Raw genomic sequence first — 25,044 nt, 5'->3', positions numbered from 1 at the left:
CGGTACCTGATCCGGCCCCCGTGTGAGCAGACCTGAAGTATGACTTGGGCGCCTATCAGACGGATTGAGGGCTTCTTTTGGGGGCTGTGTTCCCTGTCGCTACATCCTTCGACTTCGCTCAGGATGAGTTTGGTGCGTGGGGGAAGAAGAGAAGTGCTCTCGGCTCGAGCGAAGTCGAAGCACGAGCGCGGGCTGGGGGATTGTGCCGCTCTGTCTCCCACAAACTTCCGTACCTGCAGCTCTGGACCCCGACTTTCGTCGGGGAGAGCGGAAGAGAGGAAGGGGATGTTCGTGGGACGTATCACCCCGTTTCTTCCTCATAGCCTACAAGTCTGAGCGGCTTGGCGCGGCGGCCTTCGAGTTCGGCCCAGCGGACGAGGGCGTCTTCGCGGCCATAGGTGATCCAGAGGTCTTGCGGGTCCACGTCTCGGATTGTGTCGGTCAGTTCGTCCCAGTCGGCATGGTCCGAGATGACGAGCGGCAGTTCGACGCCGCGTTGCTTGGCGCGCTGTTTCACGCTCATCCAGCCGGATGCAAAGCCGATGACGGGATCGGGGAAGCGCTGGGCCCATTTGCCTTCAAAGGCACCGGGCGGGGCGATGACGATCTCTCCACGGAAGGCTTCGCGTGCGGATTTTGAACGGTCTTCCAGCGTGGCGGGGCGCAGTTCCCCCAGCTCCACACCGGCGGCTTCATAAACTTCGCAAAGTTTTTCCAGGCTGCCATGAATGTAGATGGGCCGGTCATGCCCGGCGAGGCGCAGATGCTTGATCACGCGTTGAGCCTTGCCGAGCGAGTAGGCGCCGATGCAGTGCGTGCGGTCCGGATTGTCAGCGACAGAGCGGACCAGCTTGTCGATTTCCTGTTCCGTGGGCGGATGGCGGAAGACGGGCAGGCCGAAGGTCGCCTCCGTGATGAAGACATGCGTGTTCTCGACTGGCTCGAAGGGCGCGCAGGTCGGGTCCCAGCGGCGTTTGTAGTCTCCGGTGAAGACCATGCGCAGGCCTTTGAACTCCACCACGATCTGCGACGAGCCCAATATGTGGCCGGCCGGCGACAGCCAGATTGTGACGCCATTGATCTCGATCGCTTCGCCATATTCGACGGCCTGGGTCGATTTCGCGAAATTCTCCCCATAGCGCGCGGCCATGATGGCGAGTGTGTGGGGATGGGCGAGGACTTTGCCATGGCCGCCGCGCGCATGGTCTGAATGGCCATGGCTGATGACAGCCCGGTCCACCGCGCCGCGCACGGGATCAAGATAGAAATCTCCGGGCGGGCAATAGAGCCCCTTGGGCGTGGGGCAGAGAAGAAGGTCCGGGCGCAGCATGTTCGGAATGTAGGCGATTGCACAGAGCGGGGAAGGGGCTTTCCAGCGAGTAAAATGGTATGTTGCACATGTCTTGCATTGAGGGGACTGAAAATCCCCTTATGGCCCTTTGCGGATCAGCCTGCCGTGCGCAGGCAGGGCGAATTCTGCGGGCTGTACACTTGGAGACAAACGAAACATGCATAAATACCGCGCTGATATTGACGGGCTGCGTGCTGTGGCTGTCAGCTCTGTCGTTATCTATCACGCTATTCCGAATCTGGTACCGGCCGGCTTTGTCGGCGTAGACATTTTCTTTGTGATCTCCGGCTTTCTCATCGGCGGCATCATTTACGGCGATACCCTGGACGGCTCCTTCAGTTTTGCGAATTTCTATGCGCGGCGCGTTCGACGTATCTTGCCGGCCTTGCTGGCGGTGGTGTTGGCAACCTTGCTGGCGGGTCTGTTTCTGCTAAACACACATGCCATGAAGGAATTGACGTCGCAGGCTTTTGCGGCGCTGTTCGGCCTATCGAATGTCTATTTCTGGGATAATTCCGATTATTTTGCCACGGCGGCTGTCTACCAGCCGCTGATGATGACCTGGTCTCTCGGTATTGAGGAGCAGTTCTATGTCGTTTTCCCCTTCCTGATGTTTCCACTCATCAAGCTGGCGCCACGAGGGCGGATTATTGCCTTGCTGGTATTGATTGGGGTGAGCTTTGCGCTCTCGATCGTGGCAGTTCAACGTGCGCCGGTTTCGGCCTTCTTCTTGTTGCCGCCTCGCGCATGGGAGCTGGGTATCGGCGTCACACTGGCCGTCATGCATCATGAGAAATGGATCCCACAGGCCTCCCGGGCGGTCACGGATTTGATTAGCCTTGTGGGCTTTGCATTGGTGATCGCGTCTTTGTTCCTGTTCAACCATGACACCTCTTTCCCGGGCTATGCGGTTCTGTTGCCTGTGATCGGGACGGTCATGCTGATCCATGCGCGCGAGGGTTTTTTCAATCGCACGCTCTTGTCATGGAAGCCGGTCGTGTTCGTGGGATTAATCTCGTATTCCTGGTATCTTTGGCACTGGCCAATGATGGCCTATGTACGAATAGCGAGCGACCACTCCCACACAGGCGGGGCCCTGCTGAGCGTGGCTGCAATGAGCTTTGTCGTAGCGGTTCTTTCCTGGCGTTATATCGAGCAGCCTTTCCGGGCACGGAAGCTGCCAAACATACCGGTGCTGGTACGCTATGTGACCGTACTGGTGGCAGTAGCAGCGGTGCCGGTGGCGCTGCGCCTGGCAGACGGTGTGCCCCAACGTATTCCGCACAGTGTGGTTGTGGCAGAGAAAGTCCGCGCTGAGGGACGGGGTACATGCCTGCTGAGCTTCGATCAGGTGAGGTTTGACGAAAGTTTGCCCTGCTATCCAGAAGGTAGCCGCATCGCCCTGCTGGGAGATAGCCATGCTTCCGCTGCCGGCGTGGGGCTTGAAGAGTATGCTGCGTCTGAAGGGACAACACTGGCCCAGTTCAGTAAATCCGGATGTGCGCCGTTGCTGGGATATTCACGCCCGCAGCAAGGGAGCTTGGTCTATGCACGCAATTGCGCGGATTTTGTCGACGGGGCTTGGCGGCAAATCGCGAGTGATCCGGACATCGAGACAGTATTCATTGTCGGCTCATGGCCATCCGAACGGGACCGCTTGTTCCGTCCTGTGGTGGACGAGAAAGTTCTGCCTCCGGTCGAGAGCCTGGAGGCAGTTGATAGGGGACTGCGGGCGCTGGTATCGCGGCTGCATGAGGCCAACAAGAATGTCGTTCTTGTTGGAGATGTTCCGCGCTTTGACTTCAATCCCATGGAGCGGGTGATCAGCGACGGGTTTGTCGCACGCCGTTTCCTTCGTGACTTCTTCGGGTTGAGCTACAAGGTGAAGGATGGGTGGGTCTCTCCGCAGGCTCTGATGCCCGAATATGACAAGGTGGGCGAGATTGTCCGCCGCATCGCGGAAGAGGATGAGCGGATCGCCTATTACGATCTCAAACAGGTTTTCTGTGAGGCTGACAATTGCCTGTATGAAAAGGATGGCAAACCGATCTTTCTGGATCAGCATCATTTGTCTGCCTTCGGATCAAGGCAGGTTGAATGGAGTGATGTTGAGTTTTCTTCACCCCATATGCGTACGCCCTCATAAGCAGGCTAAAGCGCGGGAGCGCGCTTATCCGGCTGACAGGCCGCGCATATAGGCGGCGCGCTGGGCGAGGGGCAGCTTGCCGAGTTCGTCATAGATGACGATCATGGTGTGGCAGACTTGGCGAGCCTGCTCGTCGGTTGGGTTGGGGGTGCCGATATAGGCTGCCCCGGTCGCAGCGTCTGGCTGATCGGTAAAGACCGCACCCATCCAGGTGAGGATGTCATCCATCGGGGTGACTGTCCCGCCGGTCTGATCGGGCGCCTGCAGGATGGCGAGCGTCACGGCGCTTTCCTCCTGGCGCAGCTGTTTCATACGCGGCGAGTCCGTTCGCGGGCTGAGACCGGCGGCCGCGCGAGCGCAATCCTGCGGGGCGGAGGTCTGGAATTCGCGGAATTCCTTTCCGGTTATGGTGATCAGGTCTGCCGCTTGTTGGTCCGTTGCGCGGGTGACGGCGCGATTGCTTTCCTCAATGATGATGGGGCGGATGGCCTCGCCGCCGGCCCGTCCGGCCTCATAGGGCGTCTTGCCATCTGCGTAGGCGGTCTCGGCGGTGTCGAGGAACAGGTCGCGGGCATCTTCGCGGGCCTCGAAAACTGCCAGGATGAAGGCAGAATCGGTCTGGCCGGACTCGGCAGCCTGCTGCATGGCGGAGAGGACTTCCTTCTGGAAATCCGTCAGCTCTGCGTCCGTCTCTGCGGGGTGATCCATCAAAACCGGATCAGCGGGAACATCGGCCCGTTCCGGGGCGTTTGAATCGCAGGCGGCCAGTATCAGCAGGCTTCCAAATATTGCCGCACTTGCATGTTTGTGTGTCAGTCTCATCGCGCACGTCCCTCCGGGTTTGTTGCCTGCATTGATAGGCGCCGGATGTCGGCAAAAAGGGTCAGCGATGATGAAGGTCTTACTTGCGACATGAAATCATGTGCATAGAGTTGCATCTGTAACAGGAGAGTTTTGCCCATGCGTCCCTTGAGAACCGTCCTTGCATCGCTTGCCGTTCTATCGGTGGCAGCCCTGCCGGCTGCTGCGCAGGAGGGCGGAAGTACGGCTGAGCTGGATGCCGCACTGGCGGCGGGCTACAAGGCGGGCTTCCTGTGTTCCGGCCTGTTTGTAGCGGGCCAGACAGTGGACGAGATTGAGGCCAATGAGCTGTCCGGCATCTATCAGGATTATCAGCGGGCCTATGACCGCCTGCCGAATGCCGTGATCAATCCGCGCAAGAAGACGGTCTCTGTTTCCTATTCCGATACGATGCCGCCGCGCATGGCTGCCTATCGCCCTGGTTTTGGCTGTACGCAGCTGCCGATTGGGGCGGATGAGGGCGCGCTGAACTTCCTGCCGCGCTTTGCGGCCTGGCCGGAATTCACCGGCGAAGACCGGGGCAGCGCCATCGGATCTAATGTGAAAGTGCAATTGCGGATTGGCGAGGCGGAGCGTCTGGAGGCGCCGGTATCCTTCGCTTTTGACGAGCGTACCTATGGTAATGGCACGCGCACCAGCGCCGTCGTCGTTGTGAAGGATGGCCAGGTTGTGGCTGAGCGCTATGCGCGCGGTATTGATCATGAGACACCGCAGCGGACCTGGTCTGTTGCGAAATCCATAACCGCCACCGTGCTGGGCGCGGCGCGGCGCAACGGGCATATTGATCTGGATTATCCGGCGGTCATCGAAGACTGGAATAATGGCGCAGACCCGCGTCGCGAGATCACTTTGCGCGACCTGCTGCAGATGGCGAGCGGGCTGGATAGCGGCGAGCAGGGATCGCGTACGGACCGGATCTATTTCGGTGGTGGCCGCGTGGTCGACCAGGCGGCGAAGAATGTGCTGGAGGCAGAGCCGGGTACGCGCTTCAAATATGCCAATAATGACACGCTGATCGCGATGCGGTCTTTTCGGGAATCTCTTGGAGCGGACGATTCCTATCACCGCTTCCCGTATGAAAAACTTCTGCACAAGATTGGCGCGGTTCACACCACGATGGAAGTCGACTGGAACGGCGATTTTGTCTCGTCCAGCCAGGTCTGGTCCACGGCGCGGGATCTGGCCCGGATTGGCCAGCTCTACCTGCAGGATGGTGTCTGGGGCAATGAACGCTTGCTGCCGGAAGGCTGGGCGCAATTTGTCTCGACACCAGGGCCCGCCCAGCCAGCCGGTGGTGCGGCAGGCTATGGCGCGCAGTTCTGGCTGATGAACAATGCGCCGGGCATTCCGCAGGGCACGTATTACATGGCAGGCAATCGTGGCCAGTATGTCGTGATCGTGCCGAGCATGAATGCAGTGATCGTTCGCCGCGGCTTTGACGTGATTGGCGGTGCGCGCTTTGACATCAATGCCTTCACGCGCGACGTGCTGCTGGGGCTGCAGGCGGCTGAAGATGCCCGCGCAGCCGAGGCGGCCGAGCGCGAGCAGATCGAGGCAGAGATTGAGGTAACGATTGATGCCCGCCGTGCGCGCACGGATCGCGCCAAAAATGCGATCCGCGAGGAAATCCTGAAGAAATATGGTCTTGAGGAATAGGGAAGACTATTTGGACCCCGTTCCGGAATTCGGAATGGGTTGCAGGTTTGAAATGGCCTGATGGTCTGACTGGCTGAACGCCTGCATCATGGCAGAGCCGCTGAGCGATATGTCCATGCGGGCGATATGGGTACGGCCATCCGGTGCGCGGGCACAGGCGATCTGCATGTCGAAATCATCAATCTTGGCGACGGCTACGGGCTTGAAAGGTTTGTCCGAGGCCATGCGGAAGCTGAGAATGGCAGGGTCGATTTTGTCAACCACAACCGAGCCTGTGAGATGTTTGGTGACCTTCTTTTCGTTCTTGTCAGCATCCTCGGCCGGCAGGGGCGTGAAGGTATAGGTGGCGGTTTTGTCCGTTTCGGAAACAAGGCGGGCATCATCCGGAATGTGCTCTGCCAGATTATGGCACCAGATGTCGCCATCGGTACTGGCCTGCATGTCTTCAATCCGTTTGGTCAGGTCTTCGCTCCATTCGGACTTGTCCGGAGACAGAACCAACAGGCGCTCTCCTTCCGGGCGCGAGGGGTCCACTTGTATCAGTGCCTCGATGTCGCTGTCGCGATAAGTGAGATCGAATGTGTAGAGCGGCCCATCCTGGCTGGCGGCCAGGGCATCCTGAAGCGGATCTGCAAGAGCAGGCATAGGAGCAAGGCTGATCAGCGCAAGAGCGGTTAGAAAGCGTGGCATCGGCATGTCTTCCTTGTGAGGCAAGCGCGGTTTCATCAGTGTTTGCCTGAACCCTGAATGAAAAAAAGAGGCAACAGGGATTTCTTGCGATAGTTTAATAGCAGACATGGCCGATAGCGATCTTTCTTCCTTTATGTTGCCGCAGTCTTTCGAGGACTGGTTCGCTGGCCGTGGCTGGCAGGCCCGGCCGCACCAATTGGCGCTGGCCGAAGCGAGCCTGAAGGGCGAGAGCGCACTGCTGATTGCGCCGACTGGTGGCGGCAAAACGCTGGCGGGCTTTCTGGGCAGTCTGATCGAGTTGCGCGAACGCAAGCGAGCAACGAACTCGGACCGTCCCGCACTCCACACGCTGTATATCTCTCCCCTGAAAGCGCTGGCGACGGATGTTCAGCGCAATCTGATGGTGCCGGTCGAGGAAATGGGCCTTGGCATTCGCATCGAGAGCCGCACCGGCGACACGCCGAGCCATGTGCGCCAGCGCCAGCGCCGGACCCCGCCGCACATTCTGCTGACCACGCCGGAACAGCTGGCCCTGTTCATCGCCTCTGACCATGCGAAGGAATTCTTTGCGGACCTGAAATGCGTGATCGTGGATGAGGCGCATGCGATTGCCGCGTCAAAGCGCGGAGACCTGTTGTCTCTGGGGCTGGCCACGCTGGCGAGCTGGGCCCCGGCCTGCCGGTTCATTGGCCTGTCTGCCACGGTGCGCGAGCCGGAGGTGCTGGCAAGATGGCTGGCGCCTGACGCGAAGGTGCTGCGGGCAGAGGGCGGCGTGTCCGCAGATGTGGACATTCTGATTTCCCGCGAGCGTATTCCGTGGTCGGGACATTCCGGGCGCTTCGCCGTGCCCGAAGTGTACGAGGCCATCAAGCGGGCGACGATGACGCTGGTCTTCGTCAATACGCGCAGCCAGGCCGAACTGATGTTTCAGGAACTTTGGCATGCCAATGAGGACGGCCTGCCGATTGCGCTGCATCATGGTTCCCTTGCACGGGAGCAGCGCACGAAGGTTGAGGCGGCGATGGCTGCTGGCGTATTGAAGGCGGTTGTCTGCACCTCCACGCTGGATCTGGGTATTGATTGGGGCGAGGTGGACCTTGTGATCCAGATGGGTGCGCCAAAGGGGGCCGCCCGTCTAATCCAGCGCATTGGCCGGGCCAATCACCGGATGGATGAGGCCAGCCGAGCCGTCCTTGTTCCGACGAACCGGTTTGAGGTGCTGGAATGCCGTGCGGCAGAGGCCGCCGTCGAGGCGGGCGAGATTGATGGCGAGGGTATTCGGCAGGGCGCGCTGGATGTGCTGGCCCAGCATATCATGGGGCGGGCCTGTGGGGACGGCTTCCGGCTGGATGCGCTGTATGAGGAAATTGTCCGCGCCGCGCCTTATGTCGGGCTCGACTGGGAAACATATGAGCGTATTGTCGACTTCGTCGCGAGCGGTGGCTATGCGCTGAAAACCTATGACCGGTTTCACCGCATTGTGCGGCGTCCGGACGGGCTGTGGGTGGCGCGCACGGCGCAGGATGCGCAGGCGCACCGCATGAATGTCGGTGCGATTGTGGAATCGCCCATGCTGGCGGTGCGGCTGGCGCAGTTTGTGGGAAAACCAAAGCCGGGTGAGAAACGCAGTGTGCGCCCAGGCCTGAAGCTAGGCGAGATGGAAGAGTATTTCCTCTCCATGCTTACACCGGGCGACACATTCCTGTTCGCCGGGGAAGTGCTGCGGCTGGTTGGCATTGAGGGCACGGATGCGCTGGTGGTTCGGGCGGTGGCTGAAAAGCCGGCGATCCCGTCCTATAATGGCGGCAAGTTTCCGCTGACGACCTTTCTGGCAGACCGCGTGCGGAGGATGATTCATGAGCCCGCACAATGGACAGGGCTGCCCGCGCCTGTGCGCGAATGGTTCGAGATCCAGAAAAAGAGATCCTCTATTCCGCCACCGGATCATTTGCTGGTCGAGACTTTCCCGCGAGGGGACCGGAATTATCTCGTCTGTTACCCGTTTGAAGGGCGTCTCGCACACCAGACGCTGGGCATGCTGCTGACACGGCGGCTGGAGCGGATGGGGGCAAAGCCGACAGGCTTCGTGGCAAGTGAATACGCGCTGGCCGTCTGGGGTATGGAGGATCTGGGCGAAGTGGACATGGACGCGCTGTTCCATCCGGACATGATGGGCGACGATCTGGAAAGCTGGCTGGACGAGAGCGCGCTGATGAAGCGCACTTTCGGCCAGTGCGCGCAGATCTCCGGCCTGATCCATCGCAATCTTCCGGGTAAGGAGAAAAACTCACGGCAGGTAAGCTTCTCGGCAGATCTTATCTATGATGTGCTGCGCAGTCATGAGCCAGACCATATATTGCTGCAGGCCGCCCGGCAGGATGCAGCGACGGGGCTGTTGGATGTACGGCGCCTGTCTGACGCGCTGGTGCGTATTCGCGGCAAGATAGACCATCAGGCGCTGGAAAAGATCAGCCCGTTTGCCGTGCCGGTCATGCTGGAAATCGGCAAGGAACCGGTCTCCGGCGCCTCCGTACAGGACGCAATTCTGGGTGAAGCCGAAGCAGACCTCGTGCGCGACGCGATGGGGTAGGTGAGCGCCGCGATTGACCCTCACGGCTTTGCAGGTCAGATTCCTTTACATGACTGCCGCTGTTGCAAAACCATCTGAGACGCATCTGCACCTTGCCGGGGAGCTGCTGACGCCGCTGCCGGAGGGGGCGCTGTGGTGGGCGCGCAAGCGAGTGCTCGTGGTGTCGGACCTGCACTTTGAAAAGGGTAGCGCCTTTGCGGCGCGCGGGCAGATGCTGCCGCCCTATGATACGGCGGCGACGCTGTCCGTGGTCGAGCGCCTGTGCGCCAGTCTGCGGCCGGCGACAATTATCTCCCTGGGCGACAGCTTTCATGACCGCGCAGCAGAACTGCGCCTGCCGGAGGCCTATGCACGGCGGATTCAGGCACTGACGGCCGCGCATGACTGGGTCTGGGTGGAAGGCAACCATGATCCGGACCCGCCGCAGCATCTGGGCGGACGGGCCACGAAGACGCTGCGGGTCGGCCCGCTGGTCTTCCGGCACGAGCCGACGGGCGAAGTGGGGGAAGTGGCCGGCCACCTCCACCCGGCGGCGAAGATCATCGGGCGCGGGCGGTCTGTTCGTCGGCGCTGTTTTGCCAGCGATGGTGCACGGCTGGTGATGCCTGCCATGGGCGCATTTACCGGCGGTCTGAACGTGCTGGACGCAGCGTTTGCACCGATTTTCCCGGAAGGCGTGATGGCCTTCGCGCTGGGCCAGGAGCGGGTGTTCATGGTCTCGAACAAGAGCCTTGTCGCCGACAAACCCGCCGGGGCGCGCTGGCGGCGTTAACGAAGCCGCGGTCATAATCATTTGTACAATGCAGTGAAGCGTGCCATATGCCGCTTTAGCAGGGCGAAAAGCTGCTGCTCTCGCATTGATCGTAGCCGTACCGGTTCCGCGTCGAGTGCGCGCCAGAACCGGGATGCCGATCAAACACAGGCTTCCCAAAGAAAACAAAAGCCTAACAGGGCGCGCGGTCTTTCGAAGACCGCCCTGCGCTCGCATAGAAAGTATTGAATTGACACAGTTTACTGATCTCGGCCTTGCCGAGCCGATCCTCCGCGCCATCAAGGCTGAGGGGTATACCAAACCAACGCCGATCCAGGCTGAAGCTATCCCGACGCTGCTGACAGGCCGCGACCTGGTGGGCATCGCCCAAACCGGTACCGGCAAGACGGCGGCCTTTGTGCTGCCGCTGCTGAGCCGTCTTGCGGCCAATCCAGGCCGCCCCGAGAAGAAAAGTGCCCGTATCCTGATCCTTGCGCCGACGCGTGAGCTGGCCGCCCAGATCGCCGAAAGCGTGCGCGTCTATGGCAGCCAGATGAAGCTGACGACGACGACTGTGGTGGGCGGCGTAAAGCCGGGCGGACAAGTGCGCGCCCTGGCGCGCGGCGTGGACGTTCTGGTCGCAACGCCGGGCCGCCTGCTGGACCATATGGATACTGGCGCGGTGACGCTGAGAACCACTGAAGCCGTTGTGCTGGATGAGGCCGACCAGATGATGGATATGGGCTTCCTGCCGGCGATCCGGAAAGTGATGAAAGCGCTGCCGACACGCCGTCAGACGCTGCTGTTCTCGGCCACCATGCCGAAGGAAATCCGCGCCCTTGCCAGTGACTTCCTGCATGAGCCGGCTGAAGTCTCTGTCACGCCGGTGTCCAAGCCTGCCGAGCGCATTGACCAGGCTGTCTACTTCGTGAAGGGCGATTCCAAGCCGCGCCTTCTGGCAGAGGTTCTGTCGGGCGATGACATGGACCGCGCCATCGTGTTCACGCGCACCAAGCATGGCGCTGATAAGGTGGTTCGCCATCTGGCGAATGAAGGGCTCTATGCCGAGGCCATTCACGGCAATAAGAGCCAGAACCAGCGCATCCGCGCTCTGGAAGCCTTCAAGAGCGGCAAGGCTCCGATCCTTGTGGCGACAGACATTGCGGCGCGCGGCATTGATGTTGACGGCGTAAGCCATGTTGTGAACTTCGACATGCCGAATTTGCCAGAATCCTATGTGCACCGGATCGGCCGTACGGCTCGCGCGGGACGCAGCGGCATCGCCTTGTCTTTTGTTGGCAATGATGAGCGCGCCTATCTGCGCGACATCGAAAAGCTGATCAAACGCAAGATCGACACGCTGGACACGCCGGATGAGAGCATGGCGCTGGACCTGTCCCTGCCGGAAGAGCCGGGCCCGCACTCCAAGCAGAGCCGTGGAAGAGGGCAGGGCGGCGGACGTCGCCAAGGCCAGCAGCCACGTGGCCAGACGCATAGCCGCAGCCGCTCTGGTGGGGCTGGCAAAGGCCCCCGCAAGGGCCCCGGCAAAGCAGCCGCTTCATCCACGCGCGGTGAAAGCAATGGACAGCGCTCTGTCCAGGCAAATGCCAATGGCCAGAAGCGCCGTAGCAAGCCGAAAAAGAGCTGGTCTCCGGTCAGCTAGCACTTTCCCCAATGTCAGCCTTGTTTCCGGGCCTGCCTTCCGCCATGGATAGGCCCGGAACAAGGAGGATATGCCATGAAGACAGCCATCACCGAGATGTTCGGCATTGAACATCCGATCATTCAGGGCGGGATGCACTATGTCGGTTTTGCAGAAATGGCTGCGGCCGTTTCAAATGCAGGCGGCCTGGGCATTATTACAGCCCTGACGCAGAAAACCCCTGCAGATCTGGCAAACGAGATCGCCCGCTGCAAGGACATGACGGACAAGCCGATCGGCGTGAATCTGACATTCCTGCCTGTGGTCAACGCGCCGGACTATCCGGGCTATGTGAAAGCTATCATCGAGGGCGGCGTGACCGTCGTTGAAACTGCCGGGAACAACCCGGTTCAGGTTCTGCCTGTGCTGAAAGATGCCGGCATCAAGGTGATCCACAAATGTACCGCCGTGCGCCACGCACTGAAAGCGCAGTCGATTGGCTGTGATGCGGTCTCCGTGGATGGTTTCGAATGTGGTGGCCACCCGGGCGAGGATGATGTGCCGAACATGATCCTTCTGCCACGCGCCGCCGATGAGCTGGAAATTCCGTTCGTTTCTTCCGGTGGCCAGGCTGATGGCCGCAGCCTGGTGGCATCGCTCGCCATGGGCGCCTCTGGCATGAATATGGGCACGCGCTTCATCGCAACGAAAGAAGCGCCCGTGCACCAGAATGTGAAGGATGCCATTGTCGCCGCGTCCGAGCTGGACACGCGCCTTGTCATGCGTCCGCTGCGCAACACAGAGCGCGTGATGACCAATGCGGCCGTTGAGCGTCTTCTGGAGAAAGAGCGTAAGCTGGGCTCTGACATCAAGTTCGAAGACATCATCGAGGAAGTTGCCGGGGTTTATCCGCGCATCATGACAGAAGGCGAAATGGATGCCGGGGCATGGTCCTGCGGCATGGTAGCCGGTTTGATACATGACATCCCGACCTGTAAGGAACTGATCGACCGAATCATGAAAGAAGCGGAAGATATCATTTCCAACCGTCTGGCAGGCATGCTGGCTGGCAAGGTTCCGGCTTGACCTGACAGCACCATCTTTGAAGAGGACTCCTGATGATCCGAGTATCCATTCTGGCCACTGCCTGCCTGGCTGTTGCCGCCTGTGGCGCGTCAAAAGCCGATAAGACTGCAGCGACCTGCACCGCCATGCTGGGCGGTGATCCGGAAATTCAGGAGGACCTCGCAGAGGATGGCGACACGCTTGAGGCATATTGCGGCTGCTACAGCCAGCTGCTGGCAGACGAGCCCGAGGCCAATCAGGAGACGATCCTGAAAGTATCCCGCGTGATTGCCGATATCCGGGAAGAGAACAATCTCGGCCTGGAAGAGGCTGCGGGCCGCGTTGATGATGATTTCGATGCGTCTGGCAACAGCTCTGCCTACGGTGTGACTGCGACGGAGTTCGAAACCACTGGCCGCTACGTCGACACTGTGCGCCGCGCACTGACCCGTGAAGACGGCGCCTGCCACTCCGCAGGCTGATCTATTCGACCTTGACTTCGGGCGCGCCGGAAACGACGCGCCCGATGATTTTCGCGCCTGTATGGCCGTTCCGTGCAAACACGTCCAGAACCACTTCCGCGCTTTCAGGACGGCATGATACCAGCAGGCCGCCGCTGGTCTGCGGATCGCAAAGTATATCTTTTTCCATATCTGTCAGCGCGCCGCTCACCATATGTGAGACGGACTCCCAGTTCCGCCCGGAAGCCCCGGTTTTTACGCCCTTTTCGGCATGGGCCCGTGCGCCCTCAAAGACCGGGACGGCGGCTTTCTCGATGATAATATTGACGCCTGCACCGCGCGCCATCTCGCTGGCATGACCGAGCAGGCCGAAGCCCGTCACATCGGTTGCGGCATGGACACCCTCCATTCCGGAAAGCTCCGTTCCCGGCGTATTGAGCCGCGTGGTCGAGGCGACCATTTCTTCATACTCGGCAGGGGAGAGGATTTCCCGCTTCAGCGCGGCAGAATAGATGCCGATGCCGAGCGGCTTGCCGAGGATCAGGACATCGCCCGCCTGCGCGTTTGAGTTCAGCAGCAACTTGTCCGGATGGCCGATGCCGAGCGCTACGAGGCCGTAAATCGGCTCGGCCGCGTCAATTGAGTGTCCGCCAGCAATCGGCGCCCCCGCCGCATCCGCCACGCTACGACCCCCCGCGAGGATGGCGCGGATGGTTTCATTGGCAATTTTGCCGATCGGCATGCCGACAATGGCGAGACAGAAAATCGGTTTTGCCCCCATGGCAAACACATCTGACAGCGCATTGGTGGCCGCGATGCGCCCGAAAGTATGCGGGTCATCCACAATCGGTGTGAAGAAGTCTGTCGTGGCGACCAGGGCGGTCGTCTTATTCACGCGGTAGACGGCGGCATCATCACTCTTGCCTGCATCGACCAGTAGGTCAGCATGGCCAAGCGCTAGCGGCATCTCGCTGAGAATATCCGCCAGGACATTCGGCGCCAGCTTGCAGCCGCAGCCCCCGCCATGGGCAAGGGAGGTGAGGCGTGGATCGGGAAGGGGGTCGGCCATGGGCATGTCTCCTGGTTCGCGGCTAGTCTAGCGCTCTGGCGCTGCGCGTAAAACCTGATAGGTCTTTTCCGGATGCCTTATCTTGAGACTGTTACGGATATCAGCCCGCAAAACCTGTCGCGCTATGACGCGATCATTGATGTGCGCTCTCCGGCTGAGTACGAGGATGACCATCTGCCGGGCGCGATCAGCCTGCCGGTTCTGTCGAATGAGGAGCGGGCAAAGGTCGGCACGATCTACAAGCAGGAAAGCCCGTTCCGCGCCAATCGCGTCGGCGGGGCGATCGTGGCACGCAACATCGCCCATCATCTGGAAACGGCGCTGGCGGACAAGCCGAAAAGCTGGCGTCCGCTTGTCTATTGCTGGCGGGGCGGAATGCGGTCCAATGCGATGGCGACGATCCTGTCCTCCGTGGGCTGGCCGAGCGGTGTGGTGAAGGGTGGCTACAAGACCTGGCGGCGGGAAGTCGTGGCCGGGCTGGAGCATGAAGAGGCGCTGTTGCCGGTGCGCCTGATCGACGGGCAGACAGGCAGTGGCAAGACGGCTCTGCTGCAGGCCATCAAGGCGGCGGGCGGGCAGGTGGTGGATCTGGAAGGCCTTGCCAATCATCGTGGGTCTGCCTTTGGCGATTTCGGGGAGGGCACGCAGCCCGCCCAGCGCTTGTTCGAGAGCCTGATCTGGGACGGCCTGCGCCAGATGAATCCGGGCAGGCCGGTCTTTGTCGAGGCGGAGTCTGCGCTTGTTGGCCGTCGCCGCGTGCCGCGCCGCTTATGGCAGTCCATGCTGGCCGCGCCGCGTATCGAGGTGCGCGTGCCGGCGGCGGTGAGGGCGGACTATCTGGTTGATGCCTATGCAGACATTATCCGCGATGAGGCCCGTCTTGCCGGGGCGCTGGAAAAGCTGAAAGGCCTACAGTCAAAGGAGATGCTGGCCGCGTGGCAGGCGCTGGCAAATGATGGCGCGTATCACGCCCTGGCGCGGGAGTTGATGGAACGCCATTATGATCCGCTTTATGCCCGCAGTCGCAAGCGGCGGCAGGATGATCAGGTGAGGGTGCTGGAACTGGGCGATTTGTCGGAGCAAAGCCTGGCGGAAGCGGCGCAGGATGTGCTCGATCTGTGAAGCCCGTTTTATAAGCCCACGCTCCATGCTTCGACTTCGCTCGAGCCATGAGCGCTTCTATCGTGCGAACTCATCCTGAGTGAAGTCGAAGGGTGAAGTTGCAGGGAGTGCAAGCGCGATGTGCGCGTTTGGGCCTGCGTCGGGAAACTCAGCGGCCGCGGGCTTCTTCCGTGCCGCGACGGGCGAGTTCGTCAGCTTTTTCGTTGCCGGGGTCACCGTCATGGCCCTTCACCCATTTCCAGGTGATGTCGTGGCGCTGGCAGGCTTCATCCATGGCCATCCAGAGGTCCTGGTTCTTGACTGGTTTTTTGGCGGCGGTTTTCCAACCATTGCGCTTCCAGCCATGGATCCATTTGGTCAGGCCGTCTTTCACATAGGTGGAATCAACGTGCAGAGTGATTTTGGATGGCTTCTTCAGCGCATTCAGCGCCTCGATCACGGCCTGCATTTCCATCCGGTTATTGGTGGTAGCCTTGTCGCCGCCCCAGAGTTCCTTGCGCTTGTCACCCGCGACGAGCAGAGCGCCCCAGCCGCCGGGACCGGGATTGCCGCTGCAGGCGCCATCCGTCCAGATTTCGATCAAGTCAGTCATGCGTTTCAGGTGAGGGGCTTTGCCGAAACCGTCAAGCGTCAGAAGACGCTGATGTCTGTATCGTGCAACTGGTCTGCGGGTTTGACGATGGCGTAGAAAAGCAGGCCGCACAGGGCCCCGGCAATTGCGCCAATACTGCACCCGATGATGGCTGCACCGAGGCCGCCCATCAGGCCATCGGCCATGGCGCCGAAAACTAGGGTTGTTCCCCCGACGAGAATTGTGCCCCAGATCGCGCCCCAGCGCATATAGGGGCCGCGCTTGGCGATACGTCTGTGGGGCATGCGCCCGATGGAAAAGCCAAGTGCGATCCATGCCGCTGGCACGGTGATGAAGAACAGTACGAAATTGTAAAGGCACATGATCAGGCCGAAGTGCAGGCCATTAAAGAAGCCTTGCTGCGACCCCAGCATCAAACCGTCCCCCAGCAAGCCAAGCGTATTCAGGACAAAAGCGATAATGATTGCCAGCAGGCTGACCATGAGACAGGCCGCAAGAGACGAGAGCAATAGCCCCAGCTTCACGCGCTGGATCTTTCGTGGCGTTTGTGGGCTGGCATAGGCGGGGGAAGTTGTCATGACACCAGGATCCGGTCTGGACGGCGGATTAGCCAGAATTGCGCGGCCGTCAGCAGGCCGGTGAGGGGGCCGGACAGCAGGATCGGCCCGCTTGTCAGCACACTGACCGGATCGCGAAACCCGCTTGTGCCGAAAAAGTAGACCAGCATGACGAGCGTGCCGAGGAGTGCGCCGCTCAGGGCGTAGATGAGAAAACCTGTCCGGTGAATACGGACGAGGAAGGCATGCAGGGGCACTCCGCCAATGATCATGGCGGGCCAGCCGAGCATCACGCCGAACGCCAGCCCCATAAGGGCAAACCCGACCAGGCTGGTGGCGACCTCGCGAAGGCTGGCGTCGCGATGGACGTCTGAGGTGACCTCAACCTGAAAGATCAGTTCCGGGAAGACCAGCATGGCGAGCAGTGTGGCGGACAGGGTGGTCGCGAGGATCGGGGCAATCAGACTGGCCGCAATCAACGCCTTCCATCTCCGCCATGCTTCTTTCAAGCCCCATATCCTTCCGCTGTGGTCACCTTTCTATGGAAAGCGAGGCGGCCGGCATATTCGAGGGGATTCTTGGGCTTTACGAGGGCGCCTTCGGGTGTGGTGGTCCAGTCGACCATCCGCGTCAGGAAGAAGCGCAGGGCTGCACCGCGGGCGAGCAGGGGCAGGGCCGCGCGCTCCGCAGGCTCCAGCGGGCGGACGCTTTCATAGCCAGCAATCAGGGCGGCGCCTTTGGAGAAATTGTAGTCGATTGACATCCGCCCGTCGCCATCCTCAAACGCCCAGGCGTTCAGGCAGATGGCCAGATCATAGGCAAGCGCGTCGGTGCAGGCGAAATAGAAATCGATGATGCCGGAGAAGTCATCCCCCAGAAAAAAGGCATTGTCCGGGAAGAGATCGGCATGGATCGTGCCGCGCGGCAGGCTGAGGCTTTGGGGCTTGGCCTCGGCAATGTCGGTGAGGGCCTCGTCGATCAGACCGGACAGGCCGGGGTGCAGGGCGTCGGCCTGTTCCGACTGGCCTTTCCAGAGGCGCGGCCAGGCGGCAGGGCCGAGACTGTTCTCACGCGTCTTGTCATAGTCGGCGAGGGCGACGTGCATTCGCGCGAGGCCTTCACCAATGCCGCGACACTGGACCGGATTGGGCCGTTTGGGCGACAGGCCGTCCAGGAAGGACACGATTACGGCAGGGCGGCCTTCAAGCGTGCGCAGCGCCTTGCCATCCCTGGCCATGATCGGCTCAGGGCAGGGGAAGCCGCCCGCCGCCAGATGCTGTTTCAGGCCAATGAAATAGGGCAGGTCATCCGCATTCACGCGTTTCTCGAACAAGGTGAGAATGTAGCGACCTTTTGTGGTCTCCAGATAATAGTTGGAATTCTCCACACCCTCGGCAATGCCCTTGAAAGACAGGGCCTTGCCGAGATCATATTCATCGAGATACGCCGCCAGCGCATCGTCGGAAACTTGAGTATAAACAGCCATACGCGACCGATTAAGCGGTCTTGGCCACCATGTCACGCTGTAGTGTCTTGCCTGCCAGCAGATAATGAAGTGCTGCCCAGCCATAGAGGGTTGTGAAGACAAGTATTGACCATTGCAGGCCGCGCGCGTCTGCGCTGGAACAGGCCGCGATCTGTTCGGCGGTGAGGAGGGCCATGTCCTTGCAGACCTGAAGCGTCACCCCGACATCAGCGCCTGACAGCATCATTGACTTCAGTGTGGTCGATAGAAAACCGATCAGCGTCGGGCCGAGACCGAGTCCGATCAGATTCACGGCGAACAGGGTAATCGACACGGCTGTGGCCCGTGTTCGGGCATCCACCACACCGGCGGACACGGCATACATCGGCCCAAGATAGAAGTAATGGAGCGTCGCGGCGGCCATCAGCGGCGGCAGCATGAGGGTAACAGAGGGGCTGAGATAGCCGAGCCAGTAAAGCGGCACCGACAAGCCCATGCCGAGTGCCGGCATCCATGACAGGGCTGTTGGATGCCTGACAGACAGGCGGTCTGCCAGGAAGCCTGACAGGAACACGCCAATGGCGGCCATCAGGCCAAGAACCAGGGAGAAGATCAGGGCGGCTTGCGTCAGCGTCAGCTCATGAACGCGCAAGAGGAATGAGGTGGAGAAGGCCGCCACGCCATAGCCCGCAAAGGAGGCAATCGCGGCCCCCGCAACCACGTGCACATAGGTGGGTTTGCGGGCAAGTTTTTTTAGGGCAACGAGAAAGCTTTCCGCCTCGGGCTTTGTGGCATTCGGGGGATCAGTATACCCGCGCGGAGGTTCCTTGACGGTCAGGCCGATAATGACTGCAAACAGAAGGCCGGGCAGGCCCACCGCGATGAAGGCAATGCGCCAGCCCTCAAGGCTTTTCCAGTCAACCAGACCTGTTGCCCAGCTCCAGCCCAGATTCTCAAACAGGTTGTGGACGTTTTCGCCGGTGACAAAATCATTGATCGGTCCGGCGGCCAGACCGGCAAACATGCCGCCCAGCGGAACGCCAAGCGCGTAAATGGAAGCTGCAGTCGCGCGGCTGCCGGGCTTGAAATAATCGGCGAGCACGGATTGCGCCGGGGGCGTGCAGCCTGCTTCGCCCACACCGACCAGAAGCCGGAACAGGAACATGCTGGCAAAACCGACAGCGAAACCGCACAGAACGGTCATCAAGCTCCAGATGGTAAGCGAGCCAACAATTATCATCATCCGGCTGCGTCGTTCGGAGACGCGCGCAATTGGAATCCCCAGCGTCGTGTAGAACATCGCAAAGGCCAGACCACCCAGCAGACCCATCTGCCAGTCTTCAAGGTTCAAGCTGTTGCGGATCGGATCGGTCAGAATGCCGAAGATCGAGCGGTCGATGAAATTGAAGATATAGACCACCAGAAGGGAGGTGAGCACATAGGCCCGGTATCCCTTGGTCTTGTAGCCGGTTTCGTATCCCGGGCGGGCTTCGGTGGCGGCGTCACTCATTGGGCGTCTCCTCTAAGTCCGGCTTTGTTTTTTGTTTTTTATGTCCCCATACCGCTGGCAGGCATGTCCGGATTATACCTGTCGCGGGCAAATGAGCGGGACGCCATGAAGTAACAGCCCGCTGCGACGACAAAGAACAGAACTGTTGCGGCCATGGAATAGCGCAGGCCATTCGCATAGGCGCGGCAAAGTTCCGGGCCGTCTGCGCCAAGTGCGGCGGGGTCTGTTCCGCACAGGCGTGGATTGAACGTGTCCGCAAGGGCGGAGAGGCCAGCCTTGGAAATTTCCTGGCCCATGAAAAAGTCGCTCATCGCGCCGACAAAGAGCGGCCCGATGCCATTACCGATGAGGCTGATGATCAGCAGCATCACGGCGATTGTGGTGGCGCGGGATTGCGGGCTGACAATGGCGGTGCCCACCATGTACTGGCCGCTGAGATAAAGATAATGCGTGATGCCCGCGATGATCCAGAGGCCGAAGGCAACCTCCAGGCTGGGCGAGAAAAAGGCCGCAATATAGGCTGGCACGGCGATCATCAGGCCCGCGCCCGGCAGCCAGGCGGCAATAGTCGGGAAGCGGCCTTCAAGTTTTTCGGAAATATAGCCGCCCAGGAAGGTGCCCACGGCGGAGACAGCCGCCAGCGGCGCGCCATACAGCACGGCTGCGTCGCGCACGCCGATGCCGTGCACCCGCTGAAGGAAAGGGGCCTGGAAGCTGATCAGGCCATAGCCGACAAAGGCCACCAGCGCCGCACCCAGGGACAGCCACCAGAAGGTCGGCTTGGAGGCAAATTCGCGGAAGGCATCAAAGAAGGGGGCCTTCTTGCCGCTATTGGCAGAGGGCGGGTCGGAATAGCCGCGCGGCGGTTCCTTGATCGTGAACATCAGGATCAGCGCGATAATAACGCCTGGCGCGCCGACGACGACAAAGGCGATCCGCCAGCCTTCGACAGTTGACCAGTCGAGGCCGGAGAAAAGTCCGCCAAGGCCAAGAGAGCCGATCCAGTTGCCGAAATCCTCGCCCTTGATGCCGGCGATGGAGCCGCCGAACAGCTGGGCCAGAACAGCGCCCAGCGTAACGCCCATGGAGTAAATTCCAAGCGCGCCAGCGCGGCTTTTGGGTGGATAGTAATCTGTGATCAGGGAGTTGGCAGGCGGCGTACAGCCAGCCTCACCAATGGCCACGCCAACACGGAAGACGAGCAGCCAGATGAATGCCGTTGCCATGCCGCACAGCGCGGTCATCACGGACCAGATGATAATGCAGAGCGCGATGATCATCACGCGATTGGCGCGGTCGGCCCACATCGCGATCGGGATACCCATGGCGGCATAGAAGAGCGCAAAAGGAGGGCCTGAGAGCAGGCCCCATTGGGTGTCATTCAGCTGGAAGGTGTTGATGATCGGCTGTGCGACAACCGAGATCAAAGTCCGGTCGATAAAGTTCAGCGTGTAGACCAGCATCAGGGCGATCAGCACATAGGTGCGATACCCTTTTGATCCGAAACCTGTGATGTGTCCGCCCGTGTTTGATTGGCCGGCTGTGGTGTCGGTCATACGCCGATGCTCCTCCCGTGTTCACGCGGGCGCATCTGGCGGCGCCTCTCTGTTGTAGCTCCTACGGTAAACTGGTTCCGCCGACACGCAAGCCCTTACTCTAAGTAAGGACAGTTTGCGCGTCGGCGGCGTCATGTGGAGAGGGCCTATTCGCTGAGAGTCAGTAGCACTTCTGAGTTTGCAACGCTGATGGCTGATGTATCACCTGTCATCGGATCCGGGCGCAGCGCCGTCGGATAGGCGGAAGACAGGGCGGTTAGGGCCCTGCGAATCGCTGCGGCCCCATCGGCATTGTCAGCCTTGATGACGGCTTCGTTCTCAGTGAACTTTTTCTCAGCCGTCTGGTAGAAGCCGTAGCCGTCCAGATAAGGTTCGTAGCGGTCTGTCTCCAGCGCGGCGCGGTACATGGCGCTGGCGCGGTTAATCTGGTCTGCGACAACGCGTGCGCTGACATACCCTTCGCTCTTGTCTGTTGCCGGGGCCTTGATGGCTGCGGCATCAAGCGCTTTCAGAATGGCATCTGTACGCGCATTGATCTGGTCCTGCGATTCGTCTGCAAACACGGCCGCAGATGTATCTGTGAAAAGATCCGTGAAGTCAGCGACGCCTTGGGCCTGGAAGACGGGTTCCATGTCGAACAGGACTTCGGAGACCGGGTGAGCATACATTTCGGCGGCAGCCTCTTTCTCACCCTCTGCAAAGGCGTCACGCGCGGCAAGCACATGGGCCATGGCCACAGCAACCGCGGATTTGTAGACGACCGGGTCGGTATAGGCCGCTTCAATCGAAACGCCGCCTTCACCTTCGCCGCCTTCACCTTCGCCGCCCATGCCGGATTCGCCTTCGCCGACGACGGCGGCGGGCTCTGCAGCTGAGGTGACAGGCGTTTCAGCACTATCGGGCTGCGCCACTTCGGCGGGCGTCTCATTGGAAGGTGTGGCAGGTTCACTGCAGCCTGCGAGGGCGCCGGTCATCAGGACCGTCCCGAGGCCGAGTGTGGTCCATTGTTTCAGTTTGGTCTCGAATGTCACGGTGACTTTCCTCTTGGTAGCGGGGTAGTGTAGCTTCAATGACGCAAATGCAACTTATTCGCAAGTGGGGCGGACATGCTTCTTACGCTTACCGGCATTCTCAATACCTCTGATCTGGCAGAAATCCATGATCTCATCGCCACGCTGGGCTGGCGCGACGGCGCCGAAACGGCAGGCGGCATGGCGCGCGCGGTCAAACGCAACCAACAGGCCGATCTGACATCCCGCACCGGCAAACAGCTGCGCGAAGATCTGAAGGAAAAGATCGAGCGCCATCCCGTCTTGCGGGCCGCGACCCAGCCCCGGCGTTTCTCGAAACAGATGATCAGCAAGACGGAAGCTGGCGGGGGCTATGGCTTCCATGTCGACAATGCTTTTATGGGGGCAGGGGACACCCGCATTCGCACGGACATGTCCTACACATTGTTCCTGTCAGAGCCGGACACGTATGAAGGCGGCGAGCTGCAGGTCGAACTGGCAGGCATGACGCAATCGGTCAAACTGCCGGCGGGTGACATGGTGCTCTATCCATCGACCAGTCTGCACCGCGTTGCCCCTGTCACAGCCGGGGCGCGTTTGGTCTGCATCGGCTGGATCGAGAGTTCCGTGCGCGATGAGGCGATACGGGAAGTGCTGTTTGATCTGGAAAATCTGCGGTCCGGCATGGCCAAGAAGATGGATCTGCAATCGCCCGAGCTGCTGGTGCTGTCAAAGACGATCTCGAACCTGCTGCGCCAGTTTGGGCAGAGCTAGATCAGGCCGGCAGATTTCAGGCTGGTCACACCGCCGGTTCCGGCAATCAGGTGATCATGCACCGTGATGTCGAACGGGTCGAGCGCGTCGATGATCTCTCGCGTGATGTCTATGTCGGCGCGCGACGGCGTCGTGTCGCCTGATGGATGGTTGTGGACCAGGATCAGCGCGGAGGCCTGCAGTTCCAGTGCGCGCCGGGCCACTTCGCGGGTATAGACCGGCGCATGGTCTACAGTGCCATGGCCCATGATCTCGTCGGCGATCAGCTGGTTCTTGCGATCCAGAAACAGGATGCGGAACTGCTCGCGCTTTTCATGCTGCAGTTCGATGCGGACATAATCGATCAGTTGAGACCAGGATGAGATGGCCGTCTTTTGCTGAATCGTCTCGCGGGATGCGCGGGCATTCAGTTCAGCTATGGCTTTCAGATACGCTGCCACAGTTTCGCCCACGCCGTCCACTTTCACAAGGTCTGCAGATGGGGCTGCGAGGATGGCGGACAGGCTGCCGAAACGTGCCTGCAGGGCTTTGGCGATGGGCTTTACATCTCGGCGCGGAATGAAGGCCATCAGCAAAACTTCCAGCACTTCATAATCATCAAGTGCCGCCGCGCCGCGCTTCAACAGCTTACCGCGCAGGCGTTCACGATGGCCTTGCCAGTGGGGTTTTTCCGAAGACTCACCGCCCTCCGGCATAGAGTTAGAGCTTCACCTTGTGGGGTTGGTGCCAGCCTTTGGGAGAGGTGGTGAAGATTTCCACGCCATCCTCTGTCACGCCGACGGAATGTTCATACTGAGCCGATAGCTGGCGGTCGCGCGTTACGGCGGTCCAGCCATCGGGCAGGATATTCGCATCCTTGCGGCCAAGGTTCAGCATAGGCTCCACGGTGAAGAACATGCCAGGCTTTAGTTCCGGTCCGGTATTGTAGGCGGCTGAGTGCACGACGTTCGGCTCGTCATGGAACAGCTTTCCAAGGCCGTGGCCGCAGAAATCCTCCACGACGGACATCCGGTTCTTGTGGGCAATCTCGCTGATCGCGCCGCCAATGTCGCCAAAGCGGCGACCGGGGCGGATTTGCGCGATCCCGGCCATCATGGCCTCATAGGTCACGTCCACCAGACGTTCGGCCTTGCGCTTCAGTTCGCCGGCCGCAAACATGCGGGAATGGTCGCCATGCCAGCCATCAATGATGACCGTGATGTCGATATTGGCAATGTCGCCTTCCTTCAGCGGTTTCGGGCTGGGAATGCCATGGCAGATGACATGGTTCACCGAAATACAGGTGGCGTGGCGGTAACCGCGATAGCCGATCGTCGCTGACTGTGCGCCATGGTCCAGAACATATTCGCGTACGAGAGTGTCCAGATGCTCTGTCGTGACGCCCGGTTTTACTTCCGGCACCAGCATGTCCATGCATTCTGCGACAAGGCGTCCAGCCTTGCGCATGCCTTCGAAGCCTTCGGCATCGTGAATACGGATTTCGCCCGTACGCATGGGCAGGAGGAGGTCTGTATCGTTCATCATTCGGCTTTCCGGTAAAATTCCCGGCTAATGTGGCAGTTATGGCCGGGAATTTCCAGTCTGCGTCAGTATTCCAGCTGCGCGTCGAGGCTGATGTCGATGGCGCCAAGGGCGACCGAAACTGGACACCCGGTCTTCGCCTTGCCGGCAATGGATTCGAAAACCTCTTTCTCGATGCCCGGTACATTGGCCTTCAGCGTCAGCGCGCTGCTCTTGATTTCAAAGCCGCCCCCATCCTTAGGCTCGACCGTGACTTCGGATTTTGTGACCAAGCTTTCAGCCGGTGTCCCGTTCTCGGCCAGCAGGTGTGACAGCTGCATGGTGAAGCAGCCAGCATGGGCCGCGGCGAGCAATTCTTCCGGATTGGTGCCGGATTTGCCGTTCTCATCCTCAAAGCGGGCCTTGAAGGAATAGCCGTGATCCATCAGCGCGCCGCTTTGGGTGTCGAGAGATCCGGTACCTTCTTTGAGATTGCCTTTCCATTGGGCGGTCGCATGGCGTTTCATGGCGTGTCCTTTCGATAAACAGGTTTCACAAATCTGCGCTAGGCAGGGTTTCGTGGAATCAATGCGCGCCATGCCGCAACGTTCCGGGCAGGGGCCATGTCTGCTGCATCGGAAGGTTCAGATTGAAATAGCGCTTGCCGAAGTTGAGC

The 25,044-nt window shown here is 60.3% G+C and carries 23 protein-coding genes; 9 read left to right on the top strand and 14 right to left on the bottom strand.

The genetic code is table 11. From position 1 onward, the window contains the following. Positions 1-301 precede the first annotated feature (301 nt). Positions 302-1,330: a ligase-associated DNA damage response exonuclease gene (locus HY2_RS04070; protein WP_034824938.1), complete on the bottom strand. Its 1,029-nt coding sequence runs from the start codon at positions 1,328-1,330 to the stop codon at positions 302-304. Positions 1,331-1,508: 178 nt separating this feature from the next. Between HY2_RS04070 and HY2_RS04065 the strand changes: the two genes are divergently transcribed. Then, a complete protein-coding gene (locus HY2_RS04065; RefSeq protein WP_051594697.1) occupies positions 1,509-3,497 on the top strand; it encodes an acyltransferase family protein in 1,989 nt (662 codons plus the stop codon). Between the two features lie 24 nt (positions 3,498-3,521). On the opposite strand, the gene HY2_RS04060 is transcribed toward HY2_RS04065, so the two are convergent. Then, positions 3,522-4,319 (bottom strand): hypothetical protein, encoded by a 798-nt coding sequence (locus HY2_RS04060; protein ID WP_034824937.1) that lies wholly within the window; start codon positions 4,317-4,319, stop codon positions 3,522-3,524. A 138-nt stretch (positions 4,320-4,457) separates the two neighbouring features. On the opposite strand from HY2_RS04060, the gene HY2_RS04055 reads away from it, so the two are divergent. Then, the gene (locus HY2_RS04055; protein ID WP_081814911.1) at positions 4,458-6,014 is read left to right on the top strand and encodes a serine hydrolase domain-containing protein; all 1,557 of its coding nucleotides are present in this window, start codon (positions 4,458-4,460) and stop codon (positions 6,012-6,014) included. Positions 6,015-6,020: 6 nt separating this feature from the next. Here the strand turns inward: HY2_RS04055 and HY2_RS04050 are convergent, their stop codons facing one another. Continuing rightward, complete coding sequence (locus HY2_RS04050; protein ID WP_034824936.1) at positions 6,021-6,740, bottom strand: hypothetical protein; 720 nt, start codon at positions 6,738-6,740, stop codon at positions 6,021-6,023. A gap of 70 nt (positions 6,741-6,810) precedes the next feature. Here HY2_RS04050 and HY2_RS04045 point away from each other — a divergent pair, with 70 nt between their 5' ends. The 5 genes from HY2_RS04045 to HY2_RS04025 all read left to right on the top strand — a co-directional run bounded on the left by HY2_RS04045 (position 6,811) and on the right by HY2_RS04025 (position 13,234). Beyond that, positions 6,811-9,294, top strand: coding sequence for a ligase-associated DNA damage response DEXH box helicase (locus HY2_RS04045; protein ID WP_034824934.1), 2,484 nt, complete (start codon positions 6,811-6,813; stop codon positions 9,292-9,294). A 49-nt stretch (positions 9,295-9,343) separates the two neighbouring features. Continuing rightward, positions 9,344-10,066: a ligase-associated DNA damage response endonuclease PdeM gene (pdeM, locus tag HY2_RS04040; protein WP_034824932.1), complete on the top strand. Its 723-nt coding sequence runs from the start codon at positions 9,344-9,346 to the stop codon at positions 10,064-10,066. 229 nt (positions 10,067-10,295) lie between these two features. Next, the gene (locus HY2_RS04035) at positions 10,296-11,708 is read left to right on the top strand and encodes a DEAD/DEAH box helicase (RefSeq protein WP_034824967.1); all 1,413 of its coding nucleotides are present in this window, start codon (positions 10,296-10,298) and stop codon (positions 11,706-11,708) included. 75 nt (positions 11,709-11,783) lie between these two features. After that, positions 11,784-12,773: an NAD(P)H-dependent flavin oxidoreductase gene (locus tag HY2_RS04030; RefSeq protein ID WP_034824930.1), complete on the top strand. Its 990-nt coding sequence runs from the start codon at positions 11,784-11,786 to the stop codon at positions 12,771-12,773. 32 nt (positions 12,774-12,805) lie between these two features. Beyond that, positions 12,806-13,234: a hypothetical protein gene (locus tag HY2_RS04025; protein WP_034824928.1), complete on the top strand. Its 429-nt coding sequence runs from the start codon at positions 12,806-12,808 to the stop codon at positions 13,232-13,234. Between the two features lies 1 nt (position 13,235). Here HY2_RS04025 and selD read toward each other — a convergent pair whose 3' ends face one another. Beyond that, complete coding sequence (gene selD / locus HY2_RS04020) at positions 13,236-14,282, bottom strand: selenide, water dikinase SelD (RefSeq protein WP_034824926.1); 1,047 nt, start codon at positions 14,280-14,282, stop codon at positions 13,236-13,238. Between the two features lie 72 nt (positions 14,283-14,354). On the opposite strand from selD, the gene mnmH reads away from it, so the two are divergent. Next, complete coding sequence (gene mnmH / locus HY2_RS04015; RefSeq protein ID WP_034824924.1) at positions 14,355-15,404, top strand: tRNA 2-selenouridine(34) synthase MnmH; 1,050 nt, start codon at positions 14,355-14,357, stop codon at positions 15,402-15,404. Positions 15,405-15,552: 148 nt separating this feature from the next. On the opposite strand, the gene rnhA is transcribed toward mnmH, so the two are convergent. From rnhA to HY2_RS03980, 7 genes are all read right to left on the bottom strand, one after another. Then, complete coding sequence (gene rnhA, locus HY2_RS04010) at positions 15,553-15,996, bottom strand: ribonuclease HI (RefSeq protein ID WP_034824922.1); 444 nt, start codon at positions 15,994-15,996, stop codon at positions 15,553-15,555. 38 nt (positions 15,997-16,034) lie between these two features. Next, the gene (locus tag HY2_RS04005) at positions 16,035-16,574 is read right to left on the bottom strand and encodes a hypothetical protein (protein ID WP_034824920.1); all 540 of its coding nucleotides are present in this window, start codon (positions 16,572-16,574) and stop codon (positions 16,035-16,037) included. Beyond that, positions 16,571-17,062 carry a hypothetical protein gene (locus tag HY2_RS04000; RefSeq protein WP_034824917.1) on the bottom strand — a complete coding sequence of 164 codons (492 nt, stop codon included), beginning with the start codon at positions 17,060-17,062 and terminating at the stop codon, positions 16,571-16,573. Before HY2_RS04000 ends, HY2_RS04005 begins: the two co-directional genes overlap by 4 nt. After that, positions 17,059-18,039, bottom strand: a complete 981-nt coding sequence (gene thrB, locus HY2_RS03995; RefSeq protein ID WP_034824916.1) for a homoserine kinase — start codon at positions 18,037-18,039, stop codon at positions 17,059-17,061. Before thrB ends, HY2_RS04000 begins: the two co-directional genes overlap by 4 nt. 10 nt (positions 18,040-18,049) lie before the next feature. Continuing rightward, positions 18,050-19,528, bottom strand: coding sequence for a spinster family MFS transporter (locus tag HY2_RS03990; protein WP_034824915.1), 1,479 nt, complete (start codon positions 19,526-19,528; stop codon positions 18,050-18,052). Between the two features lie 38 nt (positions 19,529-19,566). Beyond that, the gene (locus tag HY2_RS03985) at positions 19,567-21,084 is read right to left on the bottom strand and encodes a spinster family MFS transporter (protein ID WP_034824914.1); all 1,518 of its coding nucleotides are present in this window, start codon (positions 21,082-21,084) and stop codon (positions 19,567-19,569) included. A gap of 146 nt (positions 21,085-21,230) precedes the next feature. Then, positions 21,231-22,115 (bottom strand): hypothetical protein, encoded by an 885-nt coding sequence (locus tag HY2_RS03980; RefSeq protein WP_034824913.1) that lies wholly within the window; start codon positions 22,113-22,115, stop codon positions 21,231-21,233. Between the two features lie 75 nt (positions 22,116-22,190). Here HY2_RS03980 and HY2_RS03975 point away from each other — a divergent pair, with 75 nt between their 5' ends. After that, the gene (locus HY2_RS03975; RefSeq protein WP_034824912.1) at positions 22,191-22,868 is read left to right on the top strand and encodes a Fe2+-dependent dioxygenase; all 678 of its coding nucleotides are present in this window, start codon (positions 22,191-22,193) and stop codon (positions 22,866-22,868) included. Here the strand turns inward: HY2_RS03975 and radC are convergent. From radC to HY2_RS03960, 3 genes are all read right to left on the bottom strand, one after another. Beyond that, positions 22,865-23,563, bottom strand: coding sequence for a RadC family protein (gene radC / locus HY2_RS03970; protein ID WP_051594696.1), 699 nt, complete (start codon positions 23,561-23,563; stop codon positions 22,865-22,867). The two genes, HY2_RS03975 and radC, sit on opposite strands and share 4 nt — an antisense overlap. A 4-nt stretch (positions 23,564-23,567) precedes the next feature. Then, a complete protein-coding gene (gene map, locus HY2_RS03965) occupies positions 23,568-24,389 on the bottom strand; it encodes a type I methionyl aminopeptidase (RefSeq protein WP_034824963.1) in 822 nt (273 codons plus the stop codon). Positions 24,390-24,454: 65 nt separating this feature from the next. After that, entirely contained in the window at positions 24,455-24,895 is a 441-nt protein-coding gene (locus HY2_RS03960; RefSeq protein WP_034796651.1) for an OsmC family protein, read from the bottom strand. Positions 24,896-25,044: the final 149 nt, after the last annotated feature.

The sequence above is a fragment of the Hyphomonas pacifica genome, from assembly GCF_000682675.1.
GTDB lineage: Bacteria > Pseudomonadota > Alphaproteobacteria > Caulobacterales > Hyphomonadaceae > Hyphomonas > Hyphomonas pacifica.
This window is presented reverse-complemented; position numbering and strand designations above follow the sequence as displayed.